The following is a 26,314-nucleotide window of genomic DNA, read 5'->3' as shown; positions in this document are numbered from 1 at the left end:
ATGATTGACGAAGATAAACAGGAAAAGATCACCACCAAAATCTGGCGTGAAGTGCCCGAGGATGACAATCCATTTGCGGCAGCTGCCTGCTATTGCGCCGGCTTTGACGTGTTTGGGGATGTGTTGCGCAATGCCAGCTACATTGATTATCTGCACCTGCTTTTCAAGCACGAGCCGCCCACAGCCCGAGCGTCAAAGCTTCTGGAAGGTCTGGCACTTGCTTTAGCCAATCCGGGGCTGCGCGACCACAGTGTGCGTGCAGCAATGTGTGCCGCTGTGGGAGGGTCTACCCGGGCATCGGCACTGATTGCCTCAATTTCAGTGGGGGCAGGAAACCTGGGTGGTGGCCGCGAAGTTTATACGGCGGTTAACTGTTGGCAGACATGCGGTACGGATCTTGCCGCCTGGGAAGCAATCATTAAATCCCCCCCACAGGAAGAACGAGTTGATGTCTGGATACCGATGGAGCATGCCCCGGGTTTTGATCCAAATGGGGTTAGCTGCCCTAAACCTGTCAGGCAAACCCTGGCGTATCTTGCTGAAATAAGTGAAGGGAATAGCCTTGCCTGGCTGATGCAGCACCGTGAAAAACTTGAAGCTATTGCGGGCGCGCCCCTGGCAATGTCCGGTGTCGCGGCTGCCGCAATGAATGATTTGTCACTTTCCCCTGAAGAATCAGAAATTCTTTTTATGCTGCTTCGGTTGCCCGGCGCTGCAGTACACGCACTTGAGCAGGAAAAACTGGGATGGCGTCGATATCCTTTTTTTGGAAATGGCCTGAAACTTATGCCTTACGATCAAGTGAGCGATGAGGATTGAGCATGCCGGATGACCTGCAAAAGTACGAAGATAATTGGGAAACATCCATGGGGGCGTGGTTTCCGGGAGAAAAAGTTACATTAAGGGGTAAAGATGTTCTAACGGAATTGAACGATTATCGCTGGTTAGAGTACCTCTTATTTAGTGTTACTGGTCGTTATTCGCCCAGACTGGCAAGACTTATAGAAGGCATGTGGGTTATTTGTACCAGTTTCCCGGACCCCCGTTTATGGAATAACCGTATTGCAGCCCTGGCTGGCACAGCCCGTTCTACCGGAGTTTTAGGCTCGGCGGGCGCTTTGGCTATTTCAGAGGCGACAATTTACGGATTAAAACCTATTAAAGGTGGAATGGACTTTTTATATCGTATATCAGAAAAACTCCAGTCTGGTGAAAAGTTAGCGGAGCTGGTTGCCGCTGAAATGAAAAAACACCGGGGGGTTTATGGCTATGGTCGGCCTGTTGTCGATCAAGATGAACGCGTTGGCCCTCTGCTTACCTTTGCTCAGTCTCTTGGTGCTGGCCAGGGGCCATTTACCAAGCTGGCATTTGATGTGGACGATTATCTGGCAAACTCAAGATACAAGTATCGCATCAACGCATCTGGTGTTGTCGCAGGATTATTGGCGGATGAAGGGATAGATCCTGAGCAACATTACCATTTGGCTACGCTTACTTTTACGGCGGGGGTTATTCCCTGCTTTATCGATGCCAGCAAGAAACCGGAAGGTGCTTTTTTCCCGTTGCGAACATCTCGTATCAATTATGAAGGCACAGAAGAATTGAAGGTCTGGGGTAAATAGACAATGAAAAAAATGATATTTGCGCCATTCTTGATAATGGCTTCGTTAACAATTATTGCTGATGAGTCAGTGGCTGACTCCGACCTGGAGTTGATGTCCCTGTATGGTGGAGAAGAATTTATCAGTATTGCCACCGGGGTGACCCAGCCAATCGCCAAGGCCCCCGCCGTTGCCTCCGTTGTTACCGCAGAAGAAATAGAAAAAATCGGCGCACGCGATATCGATGATGTGCTGGAAACCATACCCGGGTTGCATGTGGCGAAAGATAGTACAGGTTATAACCCGATCTATACCTTTCGTGGAATATATGCAGGCCTTAATCCCCAGGTTTTAATGTTGATTAATGGCATCCCGATTACCAACCTGTTTCAAGGAGACAGAAACCTTGTCTGGGGTGGTATGCCAGTTCAGTCGATATCCCGAATCGAAGTGATCAGAGGACCGGGGTCGGCCCTGTATGGCGCAGATGCCTTTGCCGGTGTCATCAATATTGTCACCCACGAGGCCAATGGGGAGGAGCATTTTGAGGCCGGAGCCCGGTACGGTACGTTTAATACCAAGGACTTCTGGGTCAGTAAAGGTGGCTCGATAGGAGATCTGAAATTTTATGGCATCCTGGAGGGGCAAAAAACCGACGGTTTTAACGAAAAAATAAAAGCGGACGCACAGTCCCTCTGGGATATGTTTGGCGGTACCAATGCCTCATTGGCACCGGGTTCCGTGAACACCCAACGCGAAAACTATGATGCCCGATTGGAATTGGTCTATAAAAATCTGACGCTTCGTGGCGGACTGCAGTCACGGAATAATGCGGGTGATGGCGTTGGTGCTGCGCAGGCGCTGGCAGAAAATAACCGGCTTTCTAGCCAAAGATTCAACACTGACCTGACCTATGACAATAAAGCGATAATCAAGGATCTCTCTTTAAAGGTTCAGGCCAGTTACTTGCACACTACCCAGGAAGTGGAGGGCGATCTGGTGCTTTACCCGGCGGGATCAACCGGGCCGTTTTTTGATGAATTTGGGGTGCCGATTTTTCCGGGTGGCTTTCCGGACGGTGTGATTGGTAGCCCGGAAGTCTATGAGCGTCACTCCAGACTGAATATATCCAGTTTTTATACGGGAATAGATAAACACGAGGTTGGTTTTGGCACGGGTTATTACTACGGTGACCTTTACAAGGTAAAAGAGTCAAAAAACTTTGGTATCAATCCGTCTACCGGCTTCCCCATTATGCCTGGGGACCCGGTGGTGGATGTGAGCGACACACCCTTTGTTTTCCTCGAAGAAGATGAGCGCGAAAACAGCTACTTCTTTTTGCAGGATATCTGGCAGTTTGCAAACGATTGGGAGCTTACCGCAGGCGTTCGCTATGATCACTACTCGGATTTTGGTGATACAGTAAACCCGCGTTTTGCACTGGTCTGGTCCACCACCAGAAAGCTGACTACCAAGCTTATTTATGGTGAAGCCTTCAGAGCTCCTTCCTTTGTTCAAACACGGGCAATTAACAACCCGCTTCTTCTGGGGAACCCAACACTGGATCCCGAAGAATTGAAAAGTTACGAAATTGCCTTTGACTATCGTCCGAATTACGACCTGATACTCAACGTTAATGCGTTTTATTATGAATGGGACGATATTATTCAGTTTGTCTCCGATCCCGGTGGCAGTACCAGCACGGCCCAAAACGCGGGTGAGCAAACCGGACACGGTATGGAGTTTGAGGCACGCTGGAGCGCAACAGAGCGACTCAAACTGATTGGTAATTTTGCCTGGCAGAAATCTAAAGACAGAAATCTCGATACAGACGCTGCAAACTCGCCGGAAAAGCAACTTTATGCTCAGATGGATTGGCAGTTTTCCGAGCATTGGAATCTGAACCTGCAGGCGAACTGGGTCATGGATCGAAATCGTGCAGGGGGAGATGCCCGTTCCGACATTGATAATTATGCCCTGGTCGATATGACACTGCGTCGCAAGTCCCTGTGGAGGGGGATAGATGTGGCGTTGATTGTCAAAAATCTCTTTGATGAAGATGCCCGTGAACCCAGCCCAAATTCGGATTTTGGTGCTTTTATACCCGACGATCTACCATTGGCGGGTCAGACTATCATGGCTGAAATACGTTATAACTATTAGGGAATGCTGTAGTCGGTCATTCGACAGGATCCAAGGATGAAACAACTTTTTCTTAACTCTTCTGTATTTGCCAGCCGCTCGTTTTTTACAGCGGTTATGCTGTTTTTGATGCTATTTTTATCGGGTTTGAGTAGCCATACAGTCAGTGCTGAGCTGCTCGTTCTCTATCCGGAGATTCGTGCTCCGTTTTCAAAAATTTTTGAAGATATTTCAGCCGGCGCACAAGAGGAATTCCGGGGGCGAACAACGCTCGTTTCTCTGGACGAAAATGAGGTTGCCTTACCCATTGTTAAAGCTAATCGTCCCGATGTCATATTGGCTCTGGGCCAGAGAAGTGTGTTGAGCCTGGAATTGGAAAAAAATCAGGTGCCCGTCGTGTTGGGGGCTGTAAATGATGCACGATATCCGTTTCCGGGAATTTTAATGATTCCCGATTCAAAGGTTATTCTGGAGAAACTGATTATGTTGTCTCCCGCCGTCAAGCGGGTTCATGTGGTAAAAAAAACCCCGGGAGAAGATATTCAACTGCGTGGAGCCAGTGAGTTCCTGGCCAGTCAGGGGAAAGAGTTGATTATTCATCAGGGGGCAGATATTAGAGAGGCCGCTGCTATCTATGCGGAATTAACGAAGCATGCTAGCGCGGGTGATGCTGTCTGGATTTTGCAGGATGGCTCTTTTGTGAATAGCGCCATTTTATCGATGTTGTTGGATGTGGCATGGAAAAAAAATCTGGTGGTGTTTTCCTCGAATCCACTGCATGTGAAACACGGCGCTCTGTTTGCCGTTTACCCGGATAACCGAAAAATGGGTGCAAGCCTCGCCAACCTTGCGAATAGAATGCTCACCAGCGATGTCGATCAGACGATGAGCCCGCTTCAGGATGTACTGCTGGCAGTTAATGAGCGGACAGGAAATCACTTGGGGCTCTCTCTTTCTTCCAAGCTCAGGGACGAAGTCAATCTATTGTTGCCGGCCAGGTAACTATTGAACTATGGGGCTCTCCAGAAACAAAACCACCAATATGAAATTCAGGCACCAGCTGGCCTTGATTTTTGTGGTTGGTATTCTGGTGATGGCACTGATCACCTCTCTCGCAGTCAGTAACATTTCAAGTAAGATCTTTCGTGATGGCCAACTGCAACAGGGCTTTCAGGTAATAGAGTCGCTTGCCAGACAGGGTGAACTGTCGCTCCTTTATCAGAGTCGTGAGAGCGCCAAGGATCTGGTGGATAACGCTCTTAACTTCCCTGGCGTCAAAGCGGTAACCGTGATGCTGGATACGGGTGAGGTTCTCTATGCCGGCGGTGATGAGGCGCTACAGTCGGGTGCTCACTCAGATGAAGTCAGTCTTATTCACGAGGATGATAATCATTGGGTGTTCAATGCTCCCGTTCTTGCCGGGAAAACCGAGGATGCCCTCTGGGAAGAGTATTCTGATGATGGTAAGTCTGAGAGGGAGACGCTGGGCTATATCTCGGTTGTTGTTGGCAAGGATGCTTTGATTTTGATGGAACAAAGTATTTTGCAGAGCAACCTGTTCATTTCCATGATTATTGCCGTGATTCTACTGTTGTTGCTGTTGGGAATTTCCCGTCGCCTGACCAATCCTCTGGAAAAGCTTTCGATAACCATGAAGCGCGCTGAAGAAGGTGATTCTGTAATTCGCGCAGATCTGGGCGGCCCCGCCGATATTACCGACATGCAGCATGCTTTCAATTCCATGATGGAGGCACTGGAAAGTCGACAGCAGGAGTTGGTAAGAGCCATGTCTGCGGCGCTGGAGTCCGCCCGTATCAAAGGAGAATTTGCGGCCAATGTGACGCATGAACTGCGCACTCCTATGAATGCAGTCCTGGGCATGCTGGATCTGTTGATGACCATGGGGTTGAGTCCGAAGCAGCTCGAGTATGTGGAAACAGCAAAGACCTCTGGTGAAGGCTTGCTGGAATTGATCGATGAAATTCTTACTTTCTCGGAAATTGATACCCATAACCTGACCATTGAGAAGGAAGATTGCTACCTTTACGAGCTTCTGGATGAAGTGACGGGCCTGCTGGCAAACCAGGCGCTAAAGAAGAAAATCGATCTGGGATACCTGGCTGGTGAGCAGGTGCCGTCTGTCATTCATGGCGACGCGTCGAGGATTCGGCAGGTACTGATTAACCTGTTGGGCAATGCGATCAAATTTACCGATATCGGGGAGGTCGCAGTCTATGTGACGGTTATTGAGAATGACGATAACGCTCCCCCTGAACAGATTATGTTGCAATTTGAGGTTCGCGACTCCGGTATCGGGATTACGGTTGAAGACCAGAACCGTATATTTGAGGCTTTTACCCAGGTGGACTCCTCCAGCACAAAGCAATATGAAGGAACCGGCCTCGGTTTGGCGATCAGCAGACAAATTGTTGAACTCATGGGCGGGCATATCAGAGTGTCCAGTGAACAGGGCAATGGAAGCTCGTTCTGGTTCACCCTGCCGACGGAAATAAGAGGCGCTCAAAATACCGGGATGACTACAGTTACCACCCTTTCTGGCAAAAGGGCTTTGCTGGTCGATAATAGCCCCATCGTGCGCGACTTTGGTGTGCAACAACTGGATAGGTTGGGAATCCGTTGCGATGCAACCGACTCGGGGTTCAAAGCACTGGAGCTCATCCGCAAAATGTCCGCAGATGATGAAGAGCTGGATATTCTCCTGATTGATGAAGATATGCCGGGCCTGAAAGGACCTGATTTCCTCAAGCTGGTCAAGGAAGAATCTTCCCTGAAAGATACCTTGATAGCTATTCTCAATAATCCCTGGGTAGCTGGTGGCCTAGAAAAGATGGCTGGCATGGCGCGTCTCAACAAACCCTTGAGAACCACCGAAATCAAAGGTTGCCTGGAACAGTTATTCCTGGGTGTCGCCGAGACTGATGAGAAAAAAACAACCTCTAAAACAATCAACAAGCTGTATAGCCGACAGCGAAAAATCCTGGTGGTGGATGACAATCGTCCCAATCAAAAAGTAGCGATTGCCATGCTTGAGCGTATGGGATGCCAGTGCGAGCTGGTCGATACGGGCAAGGGTGCTGTAGAGGCGGTCATTCGCAATCGCTTTGATGCGGTTTTGATGGACTGTTACATGCCAGTCATGAATGGTTACGATGCGACCAGACAAATCAGGATGTACGAAGGCGGCCATGATAACAGCCCCGGTATTCCTATTATCGCGATGACTGCCAACAATACCCAATTGGAAGTAGATCGTTGCATGGACGCAGGTATGGATGATTTTTTGCCAAAACCCCTGCGTATAGATGACCTGGAAAAAATGCTCCTGAAATGGGTGCCGCCAGATAAAGATGAATCCACCGATAACGAGGCGGATGACGACCTCTTTTCTGTTCGTGGTGTGGATATCTCCGGCTTCAGTTATGACCCGCTGGTTATTCAGGAGTTGAAAGCAAGCGTTGGGGAGGTGATCGTTTCAATGATTGAAGCGTTCCTTGAAGACACGCCTGTGTATCTTCAGTCGCTAAAAAATGCCATTACAGAGAACGATGGCCGCCAGGTGAGAGAGCTCGCGCACACAGTTAAGGGCAGTGCGTCCAACTTTGGTGCCCGGCGTGTCACAGAGCTGGCCAAAACGATTGAAGAAAAGGGTGCGATTGACGATCTGGCTGGTGTCGATAGTCTGTTCGAACAACTTAAAGGAGCCTTTGCCACTCTCAGCAAGGATCTTCAGGAGTTCATACCCGACTCGGACGATGCTGACAAAGTCCGCAAAAAGAGCTATCACATTCTGGTAGTTGATGATGATCGTTCCATGCGATTGGCATTAAAGAACGTTTTCAAAAATGAGGATTATGTGATTGAGGAGGCCGGCAATGGCATGCAGGCGATTTCCATGTGTCAACGTGATATGCCCGACCTGGTCTTGATGGATGCCATGATGCCCGAGGTGGATGGCTTCACTGCCTGTGAGCGAATCCGTCAACTGCCTAAGGGGGCTAATACGCCGGTATTGATGATTACGGCACTGGATAATGAAGAAGCCATCGTTAAGGCTTTCGCTGCCGGTGCTTCCGACTATATCCCAAAACCCATCCATTTTGCTGTGCTCAAACAGCGCGTATCGCGACTGATTCATGCGAATAAGGTAGAGAAACACGTCAGACAATTGGCCTATCACGACCCGTTGACCGGTTTGCCCAACAGGACCAATCTGATGCAGCAGCTCAGGGTGATGGTCAACCGTGCACAGATTGAGGAAAAAATGGTTGCCATCATGTTCCTCGACCTTGATCGGTTCAAAATGATCAACGATACCCTGGGCCATGATGCCGGTGACCTGTTGTTAAAAGCCGTATCGGAGAGAATACAGCGCTGCGTAAGGAACCAGGATTTTGTGGCACGGCTCGGTGGCGATGAGTTTACTGTGGTCCTTGAGGGCGTGACGGATAGGGATATCGTTTCCAAAATTGCGGGCAAAATCTGCGATGCATTGGGCCAGCCGTTTGTTTTTTTACAGCAAAAAATGTTTGTCACCACCAGTATTGGCATTTCTGTTTTTCCCGATGATGGGCAGGATGTTGGCTCGTTGATGAAGCATGCCGACTCAGCGATGTTTCGTGCCAAGGAACATCGCAATGGCTACTGTTTCTACGTCAAGGGCATGGAGGACGAAATGGCGCGTCGTATGGAAGTCGAGCGTGAACTTCGCCACGCTGCTGATGATGATGAGCTGATACTCTACTATCAGCCCCAGATAGATACCGCGACAGGAGAGATAATCGGGGCCGAAGCACTTATTCGGTGGCAGCATCCCAAGCATGGTCTGCTGTCTCCCGATACATTTATCCCTCTGGCAGAGGAATCTGGTTTGATTAACAAAATCAGTGACTGGGTTCTCGACAATGCCTGCAGACAGCTCAAGATCTGGCGTGACAATGGCAGCCAGATAAAGATGGCTGTGAATCTCTCCAGCAAGGATATTCAGCTGGAGGATTTCCGTCAGAAAATAAGTAATCTAATCGATAAATACGAGATCAGCCCGCAATCTCTGGAGCTGGAGATTACTGAAAACACGCTGATGGAAAATCCCGAAGCGCTGGAGCCCGACCTGAATGCACTTCGTAAGATGGGGCTGACACTGGCCATTGATGACTTCGGCAGTGGTTTCTCGTCACTTAATTATCTCAAGCGATTGCCGGTGGATGTGCTCAAGATTGACCGGATGTTTATCCGGGACATTGATCGGGACGAAAATGACAAGGCGATTGTCAGCGGGGTGGTGGCATTGGCCAAGAGTATGGGGCTGAGTACGGTCGCCGAGGGTGTGGAAACAGAAGAGCAGTACCGTCTTCTTCAGAAATTGGGCTGTGATACATGCCAGGGCTATTATTTTGGCAAGCCTGTTTCGGCGGCAGATTTTGAGAGCGCTTTTCTTCGTCCCGTTTTTGATGCATGAATGTTGTTGACGGTTTTTGTGATTGACCTGTCTGTGTAGTGGCCACTTCCATCAGAAATACTTTTTCTGCCTTTATTGACTGGCAAATGTGTAATAATCTGCGCGGAAATTTACAGATGTTTGCCAATGAGTCAGTTTTTCTCTATTCACCCTGAAAACCCCCAGCTGCGACTGATTCGTCAGGCTGTGGAAATTGTCCGTGCCGGTGGTGTTATTGTCTATCCCACCGATTCCGCGTATGCCCTCGGTTGCCAGATTGGCGACAAAAAAGCGCTGGACCGAATCCGTCAGATACGCCAATTGGATAAACATCACAACTTTACTCTGATGTGCCGCGATCTTTCCGAACTGTCGGCCTATGCCAAGGTGGATAATCAGGTGTTTCGCCTGTTGAAGACCTATACGCCAGGACCCTATACATTCATCCTGGACGCGACCGCCGAAGTGCCCCGTCGGCTTATGCACCCGAAGCGGAAAACGATTGGACTCCGGGTCCCGGGTAACCCGATCGCACTGGCACTCCTTGAAGAGCTGGGTGAACCCCTGATGAGTGTCACACTGATTATGCCGACGGATGAATACCCGTTGACGGATCCGTATGATATTCGTGATACCCTCGAGCATCATGTGGACCTGATCGTTGACGGGGGGTATTGTGGTCTTGAAGCGACTACCGTGGTTGATCTCTCTGGGGAGGTACCCCAGGTTACCCGCCAGGGGGTTGGCCGGTTTGAAGATGTTATTGTCTGACCGTACTGTCCTTGCTCAGTGGCTGTGATTGCCAGTCACCGTATAATGTCCGGGTCCAATAGTTGGCCCCCCACGCCATCTGCCTAAAGTGATTTATGGTTATGACAGCCACTCCGGAAGGAGAGACAACTCAAGCGGATCCGGTTTCCGAGATATTATCTCACCCTTTACAGGGGGAAATGCCTTTTGCTGTCGTGTTGGGGCGTCAGATCACCGAGATACCCAAGGATCTGTACATTCCACCCGAAGCATTGGAGGTCTTTCTCGAGGCGTTTGAGGGGCCCCTGGATCTGTTGCTTTACATGATTCGGCGACAGAACCTGGATATTCTCGAGATCAACGTTGCGGAGATTACCCGGCAGTACATGGTTTACATCGAGATGATGCAATCCATGCAACTGGAACTGGCCGCCGAATACCTGTTGATGGCCGCGATGCTGGCGGAGATTAAATCCCGTATGCTGTTGCCCCGACAGGTGACCGAAGAACATGAAGAGGATCCCCGGGCCGAGCTAATCCGCAGGCTTCAGGAATATGAACGCTTTAAACAGGCCTCTGAAGACATTGATGACCTGCCGCGCCTCGGTCGCGATGTGTTTATGGCCACGGCAAAAGCACCAGATTGCCGGCAGGTGCGGCCCGAGCCGGACGTTGCCATGAAAGAGCTGCTGCTGGTCCTTGCCGATGTGTTGCGTCGTGCGCAGATGTTCGAGAGCCACAAGGTGCAACTTGAGCGTTTGTCCACCCGTGAGCGGATGTCCCAGGTACTGGAGGCCCTGAAGGGTAAGCAGTTTCTGCCGTTTGTCAGTCTGTTCACGTTAGCAGAGGGTCGCAGCGGTGTGGTGGTCACTTTCTTGGCGCTGATGGAATTGATCAAAGAGTCTCTCATTGAAATTGTACAGAGCGAGCCCTATGGACCGATTCACGTTAAGGCTCGCTCCTAGCCCGGTTAACAGGCGTCATACCGATGGAAAATGATCAGTTAAAAAAAATTGTAGAAGGTGCTTTGCTGGCCGCTGGGCGATCACTGGATATTGGTCATCTGCAACAGCTGTTCGATATCGATCAGGTGCCGGAAAAGGATCAGCTGCTGGCGGTCATTGACGATATCGATGCTGAATGCAGCGATCGTGGATTTGAGTTGAAGCGTACCGGCAGTGGCTACAGGATTCAGGTTCGGCAGGAGCTGTCCCCCTGGATCAATCGCCTCTGGGAAGAAAAACCCAAAAAATACTCCCGTGCATTATTGGAAACCCTGGCGCTGATTGCCTATCGCCAGCCACTGACCCGGGGCGATATTGAAGAAGTGCGGGGAGTGTCTGTCAGTTCGGAGATTATCAAAACGCTTTTGGAGCGTGAGTGGATCAGAGCGGTCGGCCACCGCGATGTGCCGGGACGTCCTGCCCTGTATGCAACAACGCGTGAATTTCTTGATTATTTCAGCCTGAGCAGTCTAGACCAATTGCCGCCATTGAATGACATTCGCGATATTGATGATATCAACCCCTCATTGACACTTGATATGTCGGCACGGAAGCAGAGTGATAAGGAGGTTGGTGATGCTTCAGTGGCGGCTGCTGAAACAGAAGATGCAGGGGTTGGATCCCGTCCTGATGATAATGACAATACTGAAATCAACCCACCTTCCCGCGATTGGCAACACTGATGTCTGAAAAATTACAAAAAGTACTGGCTGCTGCTGGCTATGGCTCCCGTCGTGAACTTGAGCAATGGATCACCGATGGGCGTGTGGAAGTCAATGGAAAGCTGGCGAAGTTGGGTGACCGGGTTACCACAGAAGATGCCATAAACGTCGACGGAAAGCGCATCAAATTAGCTACTGCTGACCGGAAAATTCGCGTGCTGCTCTATAACAAGCCCGAGGGCGAAGTCTGTACCCGGTCCGACCCCGAAGGTCGTAAAACCGTATTTGATCAACTGCCCAGATTGACAGGCGAGCGCTGGGTTGTGGTGGGTCGGCTGGACATTAATACCACCGGTCTGTTGTTGTTCACCAACAATGGAGAGTTAGCGAATCGTCTGATGCACCCCTCCTACCAGGTGGATCGGGAATATCTGGTGCGCGTGCATGGTGCTGTTGACGACGCCATGATCAAGCGCCTGCGTGAGGGTGTGTTGCTCGAAGATGGTCCGGCCAAATTCAGCGATGTGGTACCCGGGGAGCGGGTGGGCAGCAATGGCTGGTATACCGTAGCGTTGATGGAGGGCCGCAACCGTGAGGTGCGGCGACTGTGGGAGTCGCAGGGCGTTGAGGTCAACCGTCTGAAACGGGTCCGGTTCGGGCCAATTTTTATGCCTTCCTATGTGCGCATGGGGCAGTGGATAGAGCTTGATGACCGTGCGCTGTCAGACCTGTTGGCTGCGACCAAAATGTCCGCCAGCAAAAAACAGCGTAAACAATTGCCAGAGGACAAAAAGCGCTGGGAGCGTCAGATGAAACGACTGCGCTCCAAGGGGCCATCGTCCCGATAATTCGCGACAGCTGTGGGGTGACAGGGAATGGTGTTTTGACAAAACGAGCATTTGTGACCGGGGCCACCGGGTTTGTGGGTGGCGCCCTAGTTCGTCGTCTGGTTTCTGATGGGTGGGAGCTGGTGGTACTGGTTCGAGAGCAGAGTCAGTATGCTCCTCTGGAAAATCTGGGGGCGACTGTGGTTTTCGGTGACCTCTGCCAGCCGGATTCCTTGACTGATTTATTAAAAGGCTGCTCTGTCGTTTTTCATTGTGCCGCGCTCACAGGTGTTGAACACCGGATTGATGATTTTGATCAGGTTATCGCCCAGGGTACAAGCAATCTCCTGCAGGCAGCTGATTCGGCCAGGGTACAACGTTTTGTGTATGTCAGCAGCATTCTTGTTTATGAGCTGACAGAAAACACCACAGGGTATACGGAATCGATGCCACTGCTCACCTCCAGCATGGACCCCTATGGTCGGGCTAAAATTGCAGCGGAATCGGCATGCCTTGAAGCCCGCCAGGCTGGCTTGTTTCAGGTTAGTATCCTGAGGCCGGTTTTTGTCTATGGACCTGGGGATCGGCCGGGTGGTTTTTTGCCCACATTGCTGTCAATGCTCAAAGCGGGCAGATTCCGTTTGGTTGACGGAGGTCGCAGCCGGATTCCCATGATATATATCAGCGATCTGGTGGATCTGTTGATACTTGCCGCTGAACATCCCCAGGCCGATGGCCAGATATACAATGCCTGTTCCGCAGCCTCGCCCCAATGGTATGAACTGACTACGACGTTATGTGAAGAATTGCAGCTGACTATGCCCGGCAACGTCAATAGCCGCTTGGTCCGGCTGCTGGCCAGTGCGGCCGAAAGCCTGGCAAAAATCGGACTGCTGGGTAAATTGCCCATCAGCAAGGCGGCGGTAAAATTATTATCCCACGATGTCCGGTTTCCCACTGACAAAGCAGAGCAGCAGCTTGGCTATCAATCCCGGGTTGCCTATCGGCAGGGTATTATTGACTGTATACCCATGCTTCGTGAATCTATGAATTCCAGCGCAGGTAGTGAGTAAAAACGTGTCAAATGCTGCAGACCCTTTCGCCCTCCGTAACAACTTCAATCTTCTGCTGAGCCCGCTGCCCGGCCAGATGAGGCCTGTTGATGGGCTGCGTGCCATCTCCATCCTGCTTGTGCTGGCTATTCACTGTGTCTGGATACTGGCCGTTTTTGATGAGGGTGCGGCCCGGTTTTTTTATCAGGCGCCGTTCTGGCTGAACTGGGTATTCAATGGCGAATTGGGTGTCGATGTTTTCTTTGTGATCAGCGGTTTTTTGATTTCATCAATCCTGATGAGTGAGTACCAGTCTTCCAGCAGTATCCGCTTCGGTCATTTCTACAAACGCCGGTTCATGCGGTTGATGCCGGCTTATCTGCTTGCCATGGGGTTTGGCCTGTTGCTGTTGCCCAACAAGGAATACATCTGGAGCAACCTGCTTTACATCAATAATTTATTGCCTGCCTCCACTCACTTTATGCCGTGGACCTGGTCCCTGGCGATTGAGGAGCAGTTCTATTTTCTGTTCCCGCTCCTGTTGCTCTGGATTCTGCGTCGCCGCAGTGTCCGGTTTTTAGCGGTTGTGATGACGGTTGCAGTTGTTGCATCGCTGTTAATTCGTTATCTGGTGATCAAACATCACCAGTTGCCACTGCCCATCTGTTGGTATGAAAACGCCTGCGAAGGCTTTTTTGATGTGATTGATCATATTTATGTGAAGCCGTGGACGCGTTTTGGCAGTTTTCTACCCGGGATTTTGGCCGCTTATTTCCATGTCTACCACCCAGAGGCGTTACGAAATTGTTTCCGGAGGAATGGGCAGCTCATTGCCTGGCTATCCTTTTTCTCGCTGCTTGTGGTGGTGCTGGTGCTATCAATTCCTGTCAATAATCAATTGGTGTCATTTCCCTCATCACTGGGCACTTTTTACTACATGAGCTTCAGACACCTGTTTACCATGGCCATCGGGTTTCTTCTGATCAGTAGTCTCTACTGTGAGTATGGCTTTTGTGGCTGGTTGGCCCGGGGGCTGTCCGCTCGCTGGTTATATCCGATAGGTCAGTTAGCCTACTCGACGTACTTGTTTCACCCTTTTGTGATTGGTGCGCTTTATGGCGCGCTTTTCCAGCTGGCGGCTGAATTGCCCACTCTTCAGAAAATTGCCATAGCTACAGTCGCGGGTATTCCCCTCAGTTTGCTGATCGCCACCGCAGTGTATTTGTTCGTAGAGCGCCCCTTTATGAATATGCGCGGCGGGCGTCGGCGGGAGGTTCCGGCGATGCCGGTCAGTGGTTAGGACTAAGACCTGAGTTTGTTTACTGCGCATCCAGCGATTGGCCGGTTATTCCTTCACTGGCGCTGCCCATAAGGTAAAGGTAGGTGGGCATAATAGCTGCCGGGATTGTTACTGTTGCAGGGTCTTCCGCCGGAAATGCCGTTGCCCGCATGCGAGTGCGGGTAGCCCCGGGATTGATGCAGTTCACCCTGATGTTGCTGGTACCCTCCAGTTCATGGGCCAGCACCTGTGACAAGCCTTCAATGGCAAACTTTGAGACCGCATAAGCGCCCCAATAGGGTTTGCCCACTTTGCCGACACTGGAACTGGTGAAGATAATCGAAGCGTTATCTGATTTTTCCAGCAGGGGCAGAAGTGCTTTGGTCATGAGAAATTCAGCGGTCACGTTTACCTGCATGACTTTTTGCCAGCTGGCCAGCGTGTAATTGGCGATGGGTGTGCGCTGTCCCAATTCCCCGGCATTGTGAAGAAGACCGTCCAGTTGGCCAAACACCTCTTCCAGGCGATCGTGCATGTCACGGTAATCTTTCTCTACCGCACCATCCAGCGAGATTGGATAAATACCTGGTTGCGCGCCGCCGGCCTTTTCGATCTGGTCGTATACCTCTTCAAGCTTGGGGACTGTGCGGCCGATAAGGATGACGGTGGCGCCATGGGCCGCAAAGGTTCTGGCGGCCTCTGCACCAATGCCGTCGCCGGCACCGGTGACAGCGATAACCCTGCCGTCCAGCAGGTCATCGGGTGCTTGATACTGCATGTGATTCATGGGATTTCCTCTCAAAAATCAAGGGTGATAACTGATGGGCATCATCGACAGTATAGGTGGCTCCCCAGCTGCCCGGATCTTCGCTGTCGTCCAGATAGCCGTAGGCGGCGGCGATAGTAGCTGTGCCGGCGCGTATTCCTGCTTCGATGTCCCTGAGGTGATCACCAATAAAGACGGCGGCCTCTGGGACAATAGCCAATTCGCGCAATGCAAGCAGGACGGATTCCGGGTCTGGTTTGGTGCGGGTGACATGATCCGGACAAATGATGGTGCTTGGCGCGGACGTCAACTGGAGTCGCTCCAGAAGGGCCAGGGTATACCGTTCAGGTTTGTTGGTCACAATTCCCCAAGGGATCTGATATTCAGCCAGTTCGGTCAGGAGCTCAGCAATCCCCGGAAAGGGTCGGGTTAGTTCTGCCAGATTATCCATGTACAGCGATAGCAACTCCTGACGTAGTGGCTCAAAATCCGGATGACTGTTGTGCAATGAAAAAGTTTTGCTGATGATCCCCGCCGAGCCGTGAGTCACCATTTTTCGAATGTCGTCCTCGTTCAGCAGGGGCATCCCCCTGCCGCCCAGCAACTGGTTGGTGCAGGTCAGAAAATCCGGTGCAGTATCCAGCAGGGTGCCGTCAAGATCAAACAGGACAGCCTGAAATTTTGGTTGTTTGGCCATTAAGCTGGATATTCCATCAGATGGGTTTTCGCACGCAGATCATGTAATTGACGTCCACATCGCGATCGGTCATGCGGTAGCGACGGGTCAGCGGATTGTAGACCATCCCCGTCATGGCTTGCAGTTCCAGTCCGCATTCCCTGACCCACTGACAGAGTTCCGAGGGGCGAATAAACTTGCCGTAGTCGTGGGTGCCCCTCGGCAGAAGACGCAGCAGGTATTCCGCACCGATAATGGCAAACAGATAGGCTTTTGGGTTGCGGTTAATCGTTGAAAAGTAGAGGTGTCCACCGGGTTTTACCAGTCGTGCACAGGCGGCTATGACGGACAACGGATCTGGCACGTGTTCCAGCATTTCCAGGCAGGTGACGATATCAAATTGCTCGGGATGTTGTGTGGCCATATCCTCCGCAGTGCTGTGCAGATAGTTCACAACAACACCGCTTTCCAGTCCGTGCAGTTGTGCGACCGCCAGCGGTGCCTCGCCCATGTCGATGCCGGTAACATCGGCACCACGATGAACCATGGCTTCAGCCAGGATTCCTCCTCCGCAGCCCACATCCAGTAATTTTTGCTCTGCCACCGGGGAGTAACTGTCGATCCAGTTAACCCGCAGCGGATTGATATCGTGCAGGGGCTTGAATTCGCTTTCCCGGTCCCACCAGCGGCTGGCAAGGGCTTCAAATTTGGCGATTTCGGCACGATCAATATTTGGCGATGGCATGTTGGATCCCCAGTTGGGCATGTGGCGGATTTAAAGGTGCTTCAGCTTTTGCCGGTAAACTTGCGTTGCCACTGCCTGGCCTTGATCATGACTTCCTGTTCGTTAATGGTCTGCAGTTGCCGTTCCAGCATCAAGGCTCGACCATTGACCCACAGGTGGCTGACGCGACTTCCGGAGTTGGTGTAAACCAGTTGAGAGGCTGGATTATACAGCGGTTCAGTTTCGATTGTCCCAACCTCTATCGCTACCAGGTCAGCCGCTTTGCCCGCTTCGATACTGCCAATGCGATCCCCCCAGCCCAAGGCTCTGGCCCCATTGATAGTAGCCATTTTCAAGGCAGTATGTGCATCGGTGGCACCGGGATCGCCGGAAACGGCCTTGGCGACGATTGCCGCTGTGCGCAGTTCGCCAAACATATCCAGATCGTTATTACTGGCGGCACCGTCAGTGCCCAGTGCCACATTGATCCCTCGCTCCTGGAGCTGAGCCAGTGGACAGAATCCGCTGGCCATTTTCAGATTGGACTCCGGGCAGTGAACAACATGGGCGTTGAAGCTGGCAATGGTTTCCAGATCGCTCTCTTCCAATGCTGTCATATGTACACATTGGGTAAGGGGTGAAAAGAACTCCAGGGCCTTGAGTCGCTGAATGGGTCGCAACCCGTACTGCCTCAGACTGTCTGAAACCTCACCCGCAGTTTCATGTAGGTGAATCTGTACGCAAGTGTCGAGCTCCTGGGCGTAAGTAGCTATCTTGCGGAGTGGCTCATCGGAGAGGGTGTATGGTGCATGGGGGCCAAAGGCAATACGTGTAAGGTCGCGTCCTTTATAGTCATCCCGCAACTGCAGTCCCTTGTGGATATACTCATCGGGTCCGCGACCCCAGGGGGAGGGGAAGTCGAAAACCGGGAAGGCGATCTGACTGCGAATGCCGGCATGGCTAGCAACCCTGGCAGCACTTTCGGGAAAAAAATACATGTCAGAAAAACAGCTGGTGCCGCTGCGAATCATTTCCGCAACCGCAAGTTCAGTGCCGTCCTGCACAAAGCTGTCACTGACCCAGTGCATTTCGATGGGCCAGATATGCTCTTCCAGCCAGGTTTTCAGAGGGTAGTCGTCAGCGTAGCCGCGCAGCAATGTCATGGCTGCATGACCGTGGGCGTTGACCAGTCCCGGCATGAGAATATGATTTGGCAGCGATACGTGTTCGCGAGCACAGTACCTTCGCTCCGCCTCAATGAGTGGCAGCAGGGCAAGAATGTCGCCATCGCGTATAGCCACGCAGCAGTTTTCGTAAACCTGACCCTCCGGGATGATCGGGATAATCCAGCGCGCTGAAATCAACAGATCTATGGGTTCAGGCGTCATGATGGGCCATTCCTTGAATCGGTAGCAGGTCGCGCAGTATACCCGCAGAAAAAAGATCATTAAACAAAGGCATACAAGGGCGTTTCAAGTGTATTTTGTGGTATGATCCCGCGCTTGTTTTGGCGCCATCAGGCGCCTGAACGTCCAAAACAAGCAGAAAGGGATCGAGCAGCAGTATGGGTGAATTAGCCAGAGAAATCCTGCCCGTCAATATCGAAGACGAATTGCGCCAATCCTACCTCGATTACGCGATGAGCGTCATTGTCGGCAGGGCACTTCCCGATGTTCGCGACGGTCTTAAACCGGTTCACCGGCGCGTGCTCTTTGCGATGAGCGTTCTGAATAACGACTGGAACAAGGCTTACAAGAAGTCTGCCCGGGTTGTGGGTGATGTGATTGGTAAATATCACCCCCACGGGGACTCCGCTGTTTACGACACAATTGTCCGCATGGCTCAGCCATTCTCCCTGCGTTACATGCTGGTGGACGGGCAGGGTAACTTCGGTTCCATCGACGGTGATTCCGCTGCGGCGATGCGTTACACCGAAATCCGCATGGCCAAGATTGCCCATTCGCTGCTGGCCGATCTTGAGAAAGAAACCGTCGATTTTGTTGAAAACTACGATGGTACAGAACTGATTCCCCAGGTGCTGCCAACCCGTGTTCCCAATCTGCTGGTAAACGGTTCCTCCGGGATTGCGGTGGGTATGGCCACCAATATTCCACCGCATAACCTGCGGGAGGTGGTGGCTGGCTGTCTGGCCCTGATCGACAACCCGGACATCACCATTGATGAGTTGATGGCCTTTATTCCCGGCCCGGATTTCCCTACGGCGGCCATTATCAATGGCCGCGCCGGCATTATTCAGGCTTACCGCACAGGCCGAGGCCGTATTTATGTGCGGGCCAGAGCGGAAGTGGTGCGTGATGAGAAAACCAGCCGTGAAATAATCATTATTCACGAAATCCCCTATCAGCTGAACAAGGCGCGATTGATTGAGCGCATTGCCGAGCTGGTGAAAGAGAAAAAAATTGAGGGTATTTCAGAACTGCGGGATGAGTCCGATAAGGACGGTCTGCGGGTTGTTATCGAGCTGAAAAGAGGGGAGTCGGGTGACGTTGTACTGAATAACCTCTATGCCCAAACCCAGTTGCAGAATGTGTTTGGTATCAATATGGTGGCGTTGGTTGACGAGCAGCCCCGCACACTCAATCTCAAGGAAATGCTGGAAGCCTTTGTCCGCCACCGACGTGAAGTGGTGACACGCCGCACCGTTTTTCTGTTGAGAAAAGCCCGTGAAAGGGGACATTTGCTGGAAGGCTTGGCCGTGGCCATTGCCAACATCGACGCTGTCATCGAAATGATCAAGGGATCTCCGTCTCCCGCCGAAGCCAAAGAACGCCTGATTGCCTGCGGTTGGGATGCCTCGGCAGTCGGCCAGTTTCTGGAGCATACCGGTAGCCACGCCTGCCGCCCCGAAGACCTGGACCCCCAGTTCGGTATACGTGACGGCAAGTATTTCCTGTCTCCGGCCCAGGCCCAAGCCATTCTTGAGTTGCGCCTGCACCGACTGACCGGAATGGAGCACGACAAGCTATTGGGTGAGTACCAGGAAAAACTGGCAGAAATTGCCGAGTATTTGGCGATCCTCGACTCTCACAGCCGTCTCATGGACGTCATTCGGGAGGAATTGCGTGAAGTCAGTGAAGAGTTCGGTGACGATCGCCGCACAGAAATTATCGAATCGCAACATGATCTGACCATTGAGGATCTGATTACCGAAGAGGACCGGGTGGTGACTATCTCCCACGGTGGTTACGCAAAAACCCAGCCCCTCAGTGACTACCAGGCACAGCGTCGGGGCGGTATGGGCAAGTCTGCCACAGCGGTTAAAGATGAAGACTTTGTCGAACATCTGCTGGTGGCAAGTACACATAGTACGATTCTTTGTTTTACCAGCCGGGGTAAGGTCTTCTGGTTGAAGGTCTATCAGATCCCTCTGGCTGGCCGCAATTCCCGTGGACGACCCATGGTGAACTTGCTGCCCCTCGAAGAAAATGAGCGGATTACCTCCATTCTCCCCGTAGATGAATACGCAGCTGACCGGTTTGTGATCATGGCCACGGCCAATGGCACGATAAAGAAAACATCGCTTGATCAATACTCCCGTCCCCGCAGTGTCGGGTTGCGGGCAGTGGACCTGGTGGAAGGAGATCATCTGGTGGGCACGGCGATTACGGATGGCAGTTGCGATGTCATGCTGTTCAGTAGCGAGGGTAAAGCGGTGCGCTTTGCCGAGGCCGATGTGCGTGCTATGGGGCGGGTTTCCAAAGGTGTTCGGGGAATGCGGTTGCCCGCTGGCCATCAGGTGCTGGCTATGGTGATTCCCCAGGAAAATGGTTACGTATTGACGGTTTCCAGAAACGGTTACGGTAAGCAGACAGCCCTGACTGAATTCCCTACCAAGGGTCGGGGTGGCAAGGGCATGATTGCCATGCAGTGCACTGAGCGCAATGGCGCTCTGGTTGGTGCTGTGCAATTGTTTGACGGTGATGAAATTATGTTGATCTCTGATCAGGGCACCATGGTTCGCACCCATGTGGGTGAAATATCCGTGCTGGGTCGCAATACCCAGGGGGTTCGTGTCATTCGTCTCAAAGAGGGTGAGGCACTGGTGGGTATGGCAAGGATAGAGGAACAGGAACCGTTACTTGACGAAAAGATGGAAGCCTAGCGGGGAAGCGGTATGGCAAAAGAAAACAACCTCAGCCGACTTCGTGAGCAAATCGATGCAATAGATGATCAGATTCTTGCCCTGATCAGTGAGCGCGCCAGTTGTGCCCAGCAGGTAGCTGAGGTCAAACGTACTGAGGGTGATGCCTCATTCTACCGCCCTGAGCGGGAGGCTCAGGTACTTCGTCATGTCATGATGAAAAATCAGGGTCCGCTGGATAACGAGGAAATGGCCAGACTCTTCCGGGAAATCATGTCTGCTTGCCTAGCGCTTGAGCAGCCGGTAAAAGTCGCTTTTTTGGGCCCAGAGGGCACTTTTACCCAGGAAGCCGCGCTCAAGCATTTTGGTCATTCAGCACTGGCCGTGCCTCTTGGTGCAATCGATGAGGTCTTTCGGGAAGTCGCGGCCGGCGCGGTGAATTATGGTGTTGTGCCCGTGGAAAACTCCACGGAAGGCATGATTAATCACACACTGGACACTTTTCTTGACTCCACCCTGAAGATTTGTGGTGAAGTCGAGCTTCGAATTCATCACCACCTGCTGGTCGGACCGAACACACATCCCGACCGAATTACCCGCATCTATTCTCATGCACAGTCGTTGGCCCAGTGTCGCCAGTGGCTTGATGCCCACTATCCAAAAGCTGAGCGTGTTGCGGTTAGCAGTAATGCAGATGCGGCCAAGCGTGTCATTGGTGAATGGAACAGTGCTGCAATTGCGGGCGATATGGCCGCCGAGCTCTATAACTTGCAGAAATTATCAGAAAAAATTGAAGACCGGCCAGATAACTCCACCCGGTTTCTTATTATCGGTCGGGATGCTATTCCGCCCAGTGGTGACGACAAGACCTCTATCATTGCAGCTGTTCGCAATGAGCCGGGTGCCCTGCATCAGCTGCTGGAGCCATTCCACCGCCAGGGTGTGGATTTGACGCGGGTGGAAACCCGACCATCGCGGACCGGCAAATGGACTTATGTGTTCTTTATTGATTTTGAAGGACATTGTGACAATCCCAAAGTGGCGGAAGTGCTCCGAGAGGTGGCTTCTATCGTTGCTGACCTCAGAGTGCTCGGCTCCTATCCAAAAGCTGTCTTGTAACCAGGCGTTAGGTTGATACTTATGCGTATGGACTTAAAGAGCCTGGCATTGCCAGGCGTACAACATTTGCAACCCTATCAGGGGGGCAAGCCCCTCGATGAACTGGAACGTGAACTCGGTATCTCCGGTGCAATCAAGCTGGCAAGCAATGAAAATCCGTTGGGTTTGAGTGAGCTGGCGAAAGTCGCTATAGAAGCCTCGCTTGAAAATGGTGCCCGCTATCCCGACGGAAACGGTTTTTATCTCAAGCGCCGACTCGCCGAAAAGTTGGCTGTCTCTGCCAGTCAGCTGACCCTGGGTAACGGGTCCAATGAAGTTCTGGAGCTGCTGGCGAGAGGTTTTCTCGGTCAACAGCACAATGCCATCATTGCTGAACACGCTTTCGTGGTCTATCAACTGGTAATCACTGCGCAAAATGCCACAGCGATTGTTGTTCCTGCCAGCAGCTGGGGGCATGATTTGCCGGCTATGGCCGCCGCCGTGAATGAACACACGCGCTTGCTGTTTATCGCCAACCCGAATAATCCGACCGGGACCTGGGTATCGCTTGCATCTATTAAAGCGTTGTTACAGGAGCTGCCAGACACTGTGCTGGTGGTGGTGGATGAAGCCTATTTTGAATATGTGGATCAGCCCGGTTATGGCTCTGCGCTCGAGTTGATTGACGACTATCCCAATCTGGTTGTTACCCGTACCTTTTCCAAGGCTTATGGTTTGGCGGCTTTGCGTATCGGTTACTCGGTATCACACCCGGATGTGGCAGATATCCTCAACCGTCTTCGCCAACCCTTCAATGTTAATAGTCCAGCACTGGCCGCCGCGCTGGCGGTACTGGATGATGATGATTACCTGCGACGCAGTATTGGCGTCAATCGTGATGGTTACAATCAGCTGGTGACCGGTTTTGATTCCCTGGGGCTGGCGTACATTCCATCGGCAGGTAACTTTATCGCTGTTCAGGTCCCGGGGGATGTGTCGGCCATTTACGAGGCACTGCTGCGCCAGGGTGTCATTGTTCGCCCTGTTGCTCTGTACGGTATGCCCCACCATTTGCGGGTTTCTATTGGTTTGCCCCACGAAAATCAACGTTTTCTCGACTCATTGGGTCGGTTGCTGGTTGACAGGGATACAGCTTGATGACGCCTACAATCAATCGTCTATTGGTAGTGGGACTTGGCCTGATTGGCGGCAGCCTGGCAAAGGCCGCTCGTGAGCGGGGACTTTGCCGTGAGGTAATTGGCAGCTCCAGAAATCCCGATACGCTGAGTAAGGCGCTGGCATCCGGTGTGGTAGACCGGGTCATTATCGATATTGGTGATGTCGCAGGGGACCTAGGTGAGGGTGACGTGGTTTTGGTGGGTGTGCCGACCCTGACCGTTCCCGATATTATGCACCAACTGCAACCACTGCTCGCGGATAGCGTTACTGTGACCGATGTGGCCAGCGTCAAGGGCAGTGTCGTAACTGCAGTGCGGCGAGCCTATGGCAAAATGCCCGCCCAGTTTGTGCCGGGACATCCGATCGCCGGTTCGGAGAAAAGCGGTGTGGATGCGGCAAATAGCGGTTTGTTCGACGACCACAGGGTGATTCTGACTCCCTTGCAGGAAACCGGTAAGGAGCATTTGCAGCGTGTCCGTGGTCTATGGCAGGGAGCGGGTGCCGTGATCAGTGAAATGACGGTGGCAGAACACGATGAGGTTTTGGCGGCCACCAGTCATTTACCTCATATTCTGGCTTACACATTGGTGGATACACTCGCTGGTATGCGTGAAAATCGTGAGATTTTCCGTTACGCAGCCGGTGGATTTAGAGATTTTACGCGTATTGCCGCCAGTGATCCGATGATGTGGCACGACATTGTCATGGCGAATGACCAGGCGTTGCTAGCCGTACTGGAAACGTTTACCGATCATGTGGATCAGCTGAAATATGCTATTCAGAATAAGGACAGCGAGTACCTGCTGGGGGTGTTTACACGCGCCAGGGAAGCGCGCAACCATTTTGCTAAAATGCTTGAAAACAAGGCTTACCTGGAGCCCATGACACAGACTATTGACTACCGGGTGTCCCCCGGCAATTCAGTTACCGGTAGCATTCGTGTGCCCGGCGACAAATCCATATCCCACCGCTCGATCATGCTGGGCTCGCTTGCCGAAGGTGTCACCACCGTGACCGGCTTTCTTGAGGGCGAAGACAGTCTTGCCACTCTACAGGCATTCCGGGATATGGGTGTGGTTATCGAGGGGCCGCAGAGCGGTCGTGTGGTGATACACGGTGTTGGTATGACCGGTCTCAAGGCGCCCGCTTGCCCGCTATACCTGGGTAATTCCGGTACATCAATGCGTTTGTTGGCCGGGTTGCTGGCCGGCCAGACTTTTGACGTGGAACTGACAGGAGACGAGTCCCTGTCGCAGCGGCCTATGGAGCGTGTGGCAGGGCCCTTAAGGCAGATGGGTGCTGTTATAGAGGCACAGCAGGGTGGCAGGCCGCCTCTTCGTATCAGGGGAGGGCAGGCGCTCAAGGCAATCGATTATTGCCTGCCGATGGCCAGTGCCCAGGTGAAATCTTCGGTATTACTGGCTGGCCTCTATGCCAACGGGACTACTCGAACCACGGAACCGGCACCGACACGTGATCACACCGAACGGATGCTGACCGGTTTCGGTTATCCGGTTCGGCGAGAGGGTGCGGTCGCGGAGCTCGATGGCGGCGGAAAACTGTATGCCACGAACATTGATGTTCCGGCAGATATCTCATCTGCGACTTTTTTCATGGTGGCGGCGGCAATCGCGCCTGGCTCCGATGTGACATTGACCCATGTGGGCGTTAACCCCACCCGTATCGGTGTCATCAATATCCTGCAGATGATGGGTGCAGACCTGGAACTCACCAACCACCGCGAAGTCGGCGGTGAGCCAGTGGCTGATATCCGGGTCCGCTATGCGCCACTTCATGGAATAGACATCCCCGAAGATCAAGTACCTCTGGCCATTGATGAGTTTCCCGCTCTGTTTGTGGCGGCAGCCTGTGCCGAGGGAAAAACCCGCCTGACCGGTGCTGAAGAATTGCGGGTAAAAGAGAGTGACCGGATCAAGGCCATGGCAGATGGCCTGACCTGCTTGGGAATCCAGGCGATTCCCACCCCGGATGGTATCGATATTCAGGGTGGTACATTGCGTGCTGGCGAGGTGGACAGTCTGGGCGATCACCGCATCGCCATGTCCTTTGCTATTGCCTCGTTGAGGGCACAGGGAAATATTCTGATACGAAATTGTAACAATGTGGCGACATCATTCCCGGGCTTTGTGGCTTTGGCCAACACTGTCGGTTTGAAAATTGTCGAGGAAATACGATGAATGAAAAAAGAGTACCAGTTATAACCATCGACGGACCGAGTGGTTCCGGAAAGGGGACTATCTGTCAGTTGCTGGCTGCCAAGTTGGGGTTCCACTATCTTGATAGTGGTGCGCTATACAGGTTGCTGGCTCTGGCGGCAAAACGTCATGGCGTATCGCTGGATAATATGGAGTCTCTGGCTGTATTGGCTGCCCATATGGACATTTCATTCAAGACACGTGATAACGGCAACACGCCAAAAGTGATGCTGGAGGGAGAGGACGTATCCGCGTTGATTCGCTCCGAGGGTGTGGGGACTAACGCCTCAGTGGTTGCCGCGTATCCGGAAGTGCGCGATGCCCTTCTGCAGCGTCAGCGAGCCTTTGCCGTGTCGCCTGGCCTGGTGGCGGACGGCCGCGATATGGGTACCGTGGTTTTCCCCGACGCCATCGCCAAAGTCTTCCTGACAGCGAGCTCGGAAGAACGGGCGCAAAGACGTTATAAGCAGTTGATAGATAAGGGGGAAAGTGTTAGCCTTGCCGCCCTCGTAGAGCGGGTTCAAAAACGGGACGAACGGGACATGACACGCAAAGTGTCACCGATGGTTCCTGCGACCAACGCCGTTATGTTGGACAGTTCAACCTTGACCATCGAGGAAGTATTGCAAAAGGTGGTGGATGTCGTCGCGGCAAGTGGCATACAGCCACCGCAATAAATCGGGTTTGTGATGTTTGGCCAGTAACGCATCATATCTCCCTGAAACCAACAGCCCGCATAACTGGTAGTGCGGTTTGAGAGTCATGTGACTCGATTTTTACA

20 protein-coding genes are annotated in these 26,314 nt (G+C 52.2%); 16 read left to right on the top strand and 4 right to left on the bottom strand.

Annotated elements, in window-relative coordinates; genetic code table 11:
• The 11 genes from U740_RS10600 (at position 1) to U740_RS10550 (ending at position 14,793) form a co-directional block, all read left to right on the top strand.
• Complete coding sequence (locus U740_RS10600; RefSeq protein WP_036860658.1) at positions 1-819, top strand: citrate synthase; 819 nt, start codon at positions 1-3, stop codon at positions 817-819.
• Positions 820-821: 2 nt separating this feature from the next.
• The gene (locus tag U740_RS10595; protein WP_036860657.1) at positions 822-1,622 is read left to right on the top strand and encodes a hypothetical protein; all 801 of its coding nucleotides are present in this window, start codon (positions 822-824) and stop codon (positions 1,620-1,622) included.
• Positions 1,623-1,625: 3 nt separating this feature from the next.
• Entirely contained in the window at positions 1,626-3,764 is a 2,139-nt protein-coding gene (locus tag U740_RS10590) for a TonB-dependent receptor plug domain-containing protein (RefSeq protein WP_036860656.1), read from the top strand.
• 36 nt (positions 3,765-3,800) lie between these two features.
• Positions 3,801-4,745: an ABC transporter substrate binding protein gene (locus tag U740_RS10585; protein WP_036860655.1), complete on the top strand. Its 945-nt coding sequence runs from the start codon at positions 3,801-3,803 to the stop codon at positions 4,743-4,745.
• A 40-nt stretch (positions 4,746-4,785) separates the two neighbouring features.
• Positions 4,786-9,219: an EAL domain-containing protein gene (locus U740_RS10580; protein WP_036861981.1), complete on the top strand. Its 4,434-nt coding sequence runs from the start codon at positions 4,786-4,788 to the stop codon at positions 9,217-9,219.
• Positions 9,220-9,345: 126 nt separating this feature from the next.
• Positions 9,346-9,969: an L-threonylcarbamoyladenylate synthase gene (locus U740_RS10575; RefSeq protein WP_036860654.1), complete on the top strand. Its 624-nt coding sequence runs from the start codon at positions 9,346-9,348 to the stop codon at positions 9,967-9,969.
• A gap of 101 nt (positions 9,970-10,070) precedes the next feature.
• Positions 10,071-10,913 (top strand): segregation and condensation protein A, encoded by an 843-nt coding sequence (locus U740_RS10570; protein WP_081890923.1) that lies wholly within the window; start codon positions 10,071-10,073, stop codon positions 10,911-10,913.
• Between the two features lie 23 nt (positions 10,914-10,936).
• Positions 10,937-11,635, top strand: a complete 699-nt coding sequence (gene scpB / locus U740_RS10565; protein ID WP_051921463.1) for an SMC-Scp complex subunit ScpB — start codon at positions 10,937-10,939, stop codon at positions 11,633-11,635.
• Positions 11,635-12,462, top strand: a complete 828-nt coding sequence (gene rluB / locus U740_RS10560; RefSeq protein WP_036860652.1) for a 23S rRNA pseudouridine(2605) synthase RluB — start codon at positions 11,635-11,637, stop codon at positions 12,460-12,462. The genes scpB and rluB overlap by 1 nt, the downstream gene beginning before the upstream one ends.
• A 35-nt stretch (positions 12,463-12,497) precedes the next feature.
• Positions 12,498-13,514, top strand: coding sequence for an NAD-dependent epimerase/dehydratase family protein (locus U740_RS10555; RefSeq protein ID WP_036860651.1), 1,017 nt, complete (start codon positions 12,498-12,500; stop codon positions 13,512-13,514).
• A 4-nt stretch (positions 13,515-13,518) separates the two neighbouring features.
• The gene (locus U740_RS10550) at positions 13,519-14,793 is read left to right on the top strand and encodes an acyltransferase family protein (protein ID WP_152556832.1); all 1,275 of its coding nucleotides are present in this window, start codon (positions 13,519-13,521) and stop codon (positions 14,791-14,793) included.
• Positions 14,794-14,812: 19 nt separating this feature from the next.
• On the opposite strand, the gene U740_RS10545 is transcribed toward U740_RS10550, so the two are convergent.
• From U740_RS10545 to U740_RS10530, 4 genes are read right to left on the bottom strand one after another with little or no spacing between them, the layout of a single operon-like run.
• Positions 14,813-15,559, bottom strand: a complete 747-nt coding sequence (locus U740_RS10545; protein WP_036860649.1) for a YciK family oxidoreductase — start codon at positions 15,557-15,559, stop codon at positions 14,813-14,815.
• Positions 15,528-16,235, bottom strand: coding sequence for an HAD family hydrolase (locus tag U740_RS10540; RefSeq protein ID WP_036860648.1), 708 nt, complete (start codon positions 16,233-16,235; stop codon positions 15,528-15,530). Before U740_RS10540 ends, U740_RS10545 begins: the two co-directional genes overlap by 32 nt.
• Before the next feature lie 16 nt (positions 16,236-16,251).
• Positions 16,252-16,959 (bottom strand): bifunctional 2-polyprenyl-6-hydroxyphenol methylase/3-demethylubiquinol 3-O-methyltransferase UbiG, encoded by a 708-nt coding sequence (gene ubiG / locus U740_RS10535; RefSeq protein ID WP_036860647.1) that lies wholly within the window; start codon positions 16,957-16,959, stop codon positions 16,252-16,254.
• Between the two features lie 41 nt (positions 16,960-17,000).
• Positions 17,001-18,326, bottom strand: a complete 1,326-nt coding sequence (locus tag U740_RS10530; RefSeq protein ID WP_036860646.1) for a TRZ/ATZ family hydrolase — start codon at positions 18,324-18,326, stop codon at positions 17,001-17,003.
• 176 nt (positions 18,327-18,502) lie between these two features.
• On the opposite strand from U740_RS10530, the gene gyrA reads away from it, so the two are divergent.
• The 5 genes from gyrA to cmk are packed head-to-tail and all read left to right on the top strand — an operon-like array spanning position 18,503 to position 26,210.
• Positions 18,503-21,061: a DNA gyrase subunit A gene (gene gyrA, locus U740_RS10525; RefSeq protein ID WP_036860645.1), complete on the top strand. Its 2,559-nt coding sequence runs from the start codon at positions 18,503-18,505 to the stop codon at positions 21,059-21,061.
• Between the two features lie 12 nt (positions 21,062-21,073).
• Positions 21,074-22,159 carry a prephenate dehydratase gene (pheA, locus tag U740_RS10520; protein WP_036860644.1) on the top strand — a complete coding sequence of 362 codons (1,086 nt, stop codon included), beginning with the start codon at positions 21,074-21,076 and terminating at the stop codon, positions 22,157-22,159.
• Between the two features lie 21 nt (positions 22,160-22,180).
• Positions 22,181-23,296, top strand: coding sequence for a histidinol-phosphate transaminase (gene hisC, locus U740_RS10515; protein WP_036860643.1), 1,116 nt, complete (start codon positions 22,181-22,183; stop codon positions 23,294-23,296).
• Positions 23,296-25,515, top strand: coding sequence for a bifunctional prephenate dehydrogenase/3-phosphoshikimate 1-carboxyvinyltransferase (locus U740_RS10510; RefSeq protein ID WP_036860642.1), 2,220 nt, complete (start codon positions 23,296-23,298; stop codon positions 25,513-25,515). The genes hisC and U740_RS10510 overlap by 1 nt, the downstream gene beginning before the upstream one ends.
• Entirely contained in the window at positions 25,512-26,210 is a 699-nt protein-coding gene (gene cmk / locus U740_RS10505; RefSeq protein ID WP_036860640.1) for a (d)CMP kinase, read from the top strand. Before U740_RS10510 ends, cmk begins: the two co-directional genes overlap by 4 nt.
• Positions 26,211-26,314: the final 104 nt, after the last annotated feature.

Origin of the sequence: Porticoccus hydrocarbonoclasticus MCTG13d, assembly GCF_000744735.1 — a bacterium.
Lineage (GTDB): Bacteria > Pseudomonadota > Gammaproteobacteria > Pseudomonadales > Porticoccaceae > Porticoccus > Porticoccus hydrocarbonoclasticus.
This window is presented reverse-complemented; position numbering and strand designations above follow the sequence as displayed.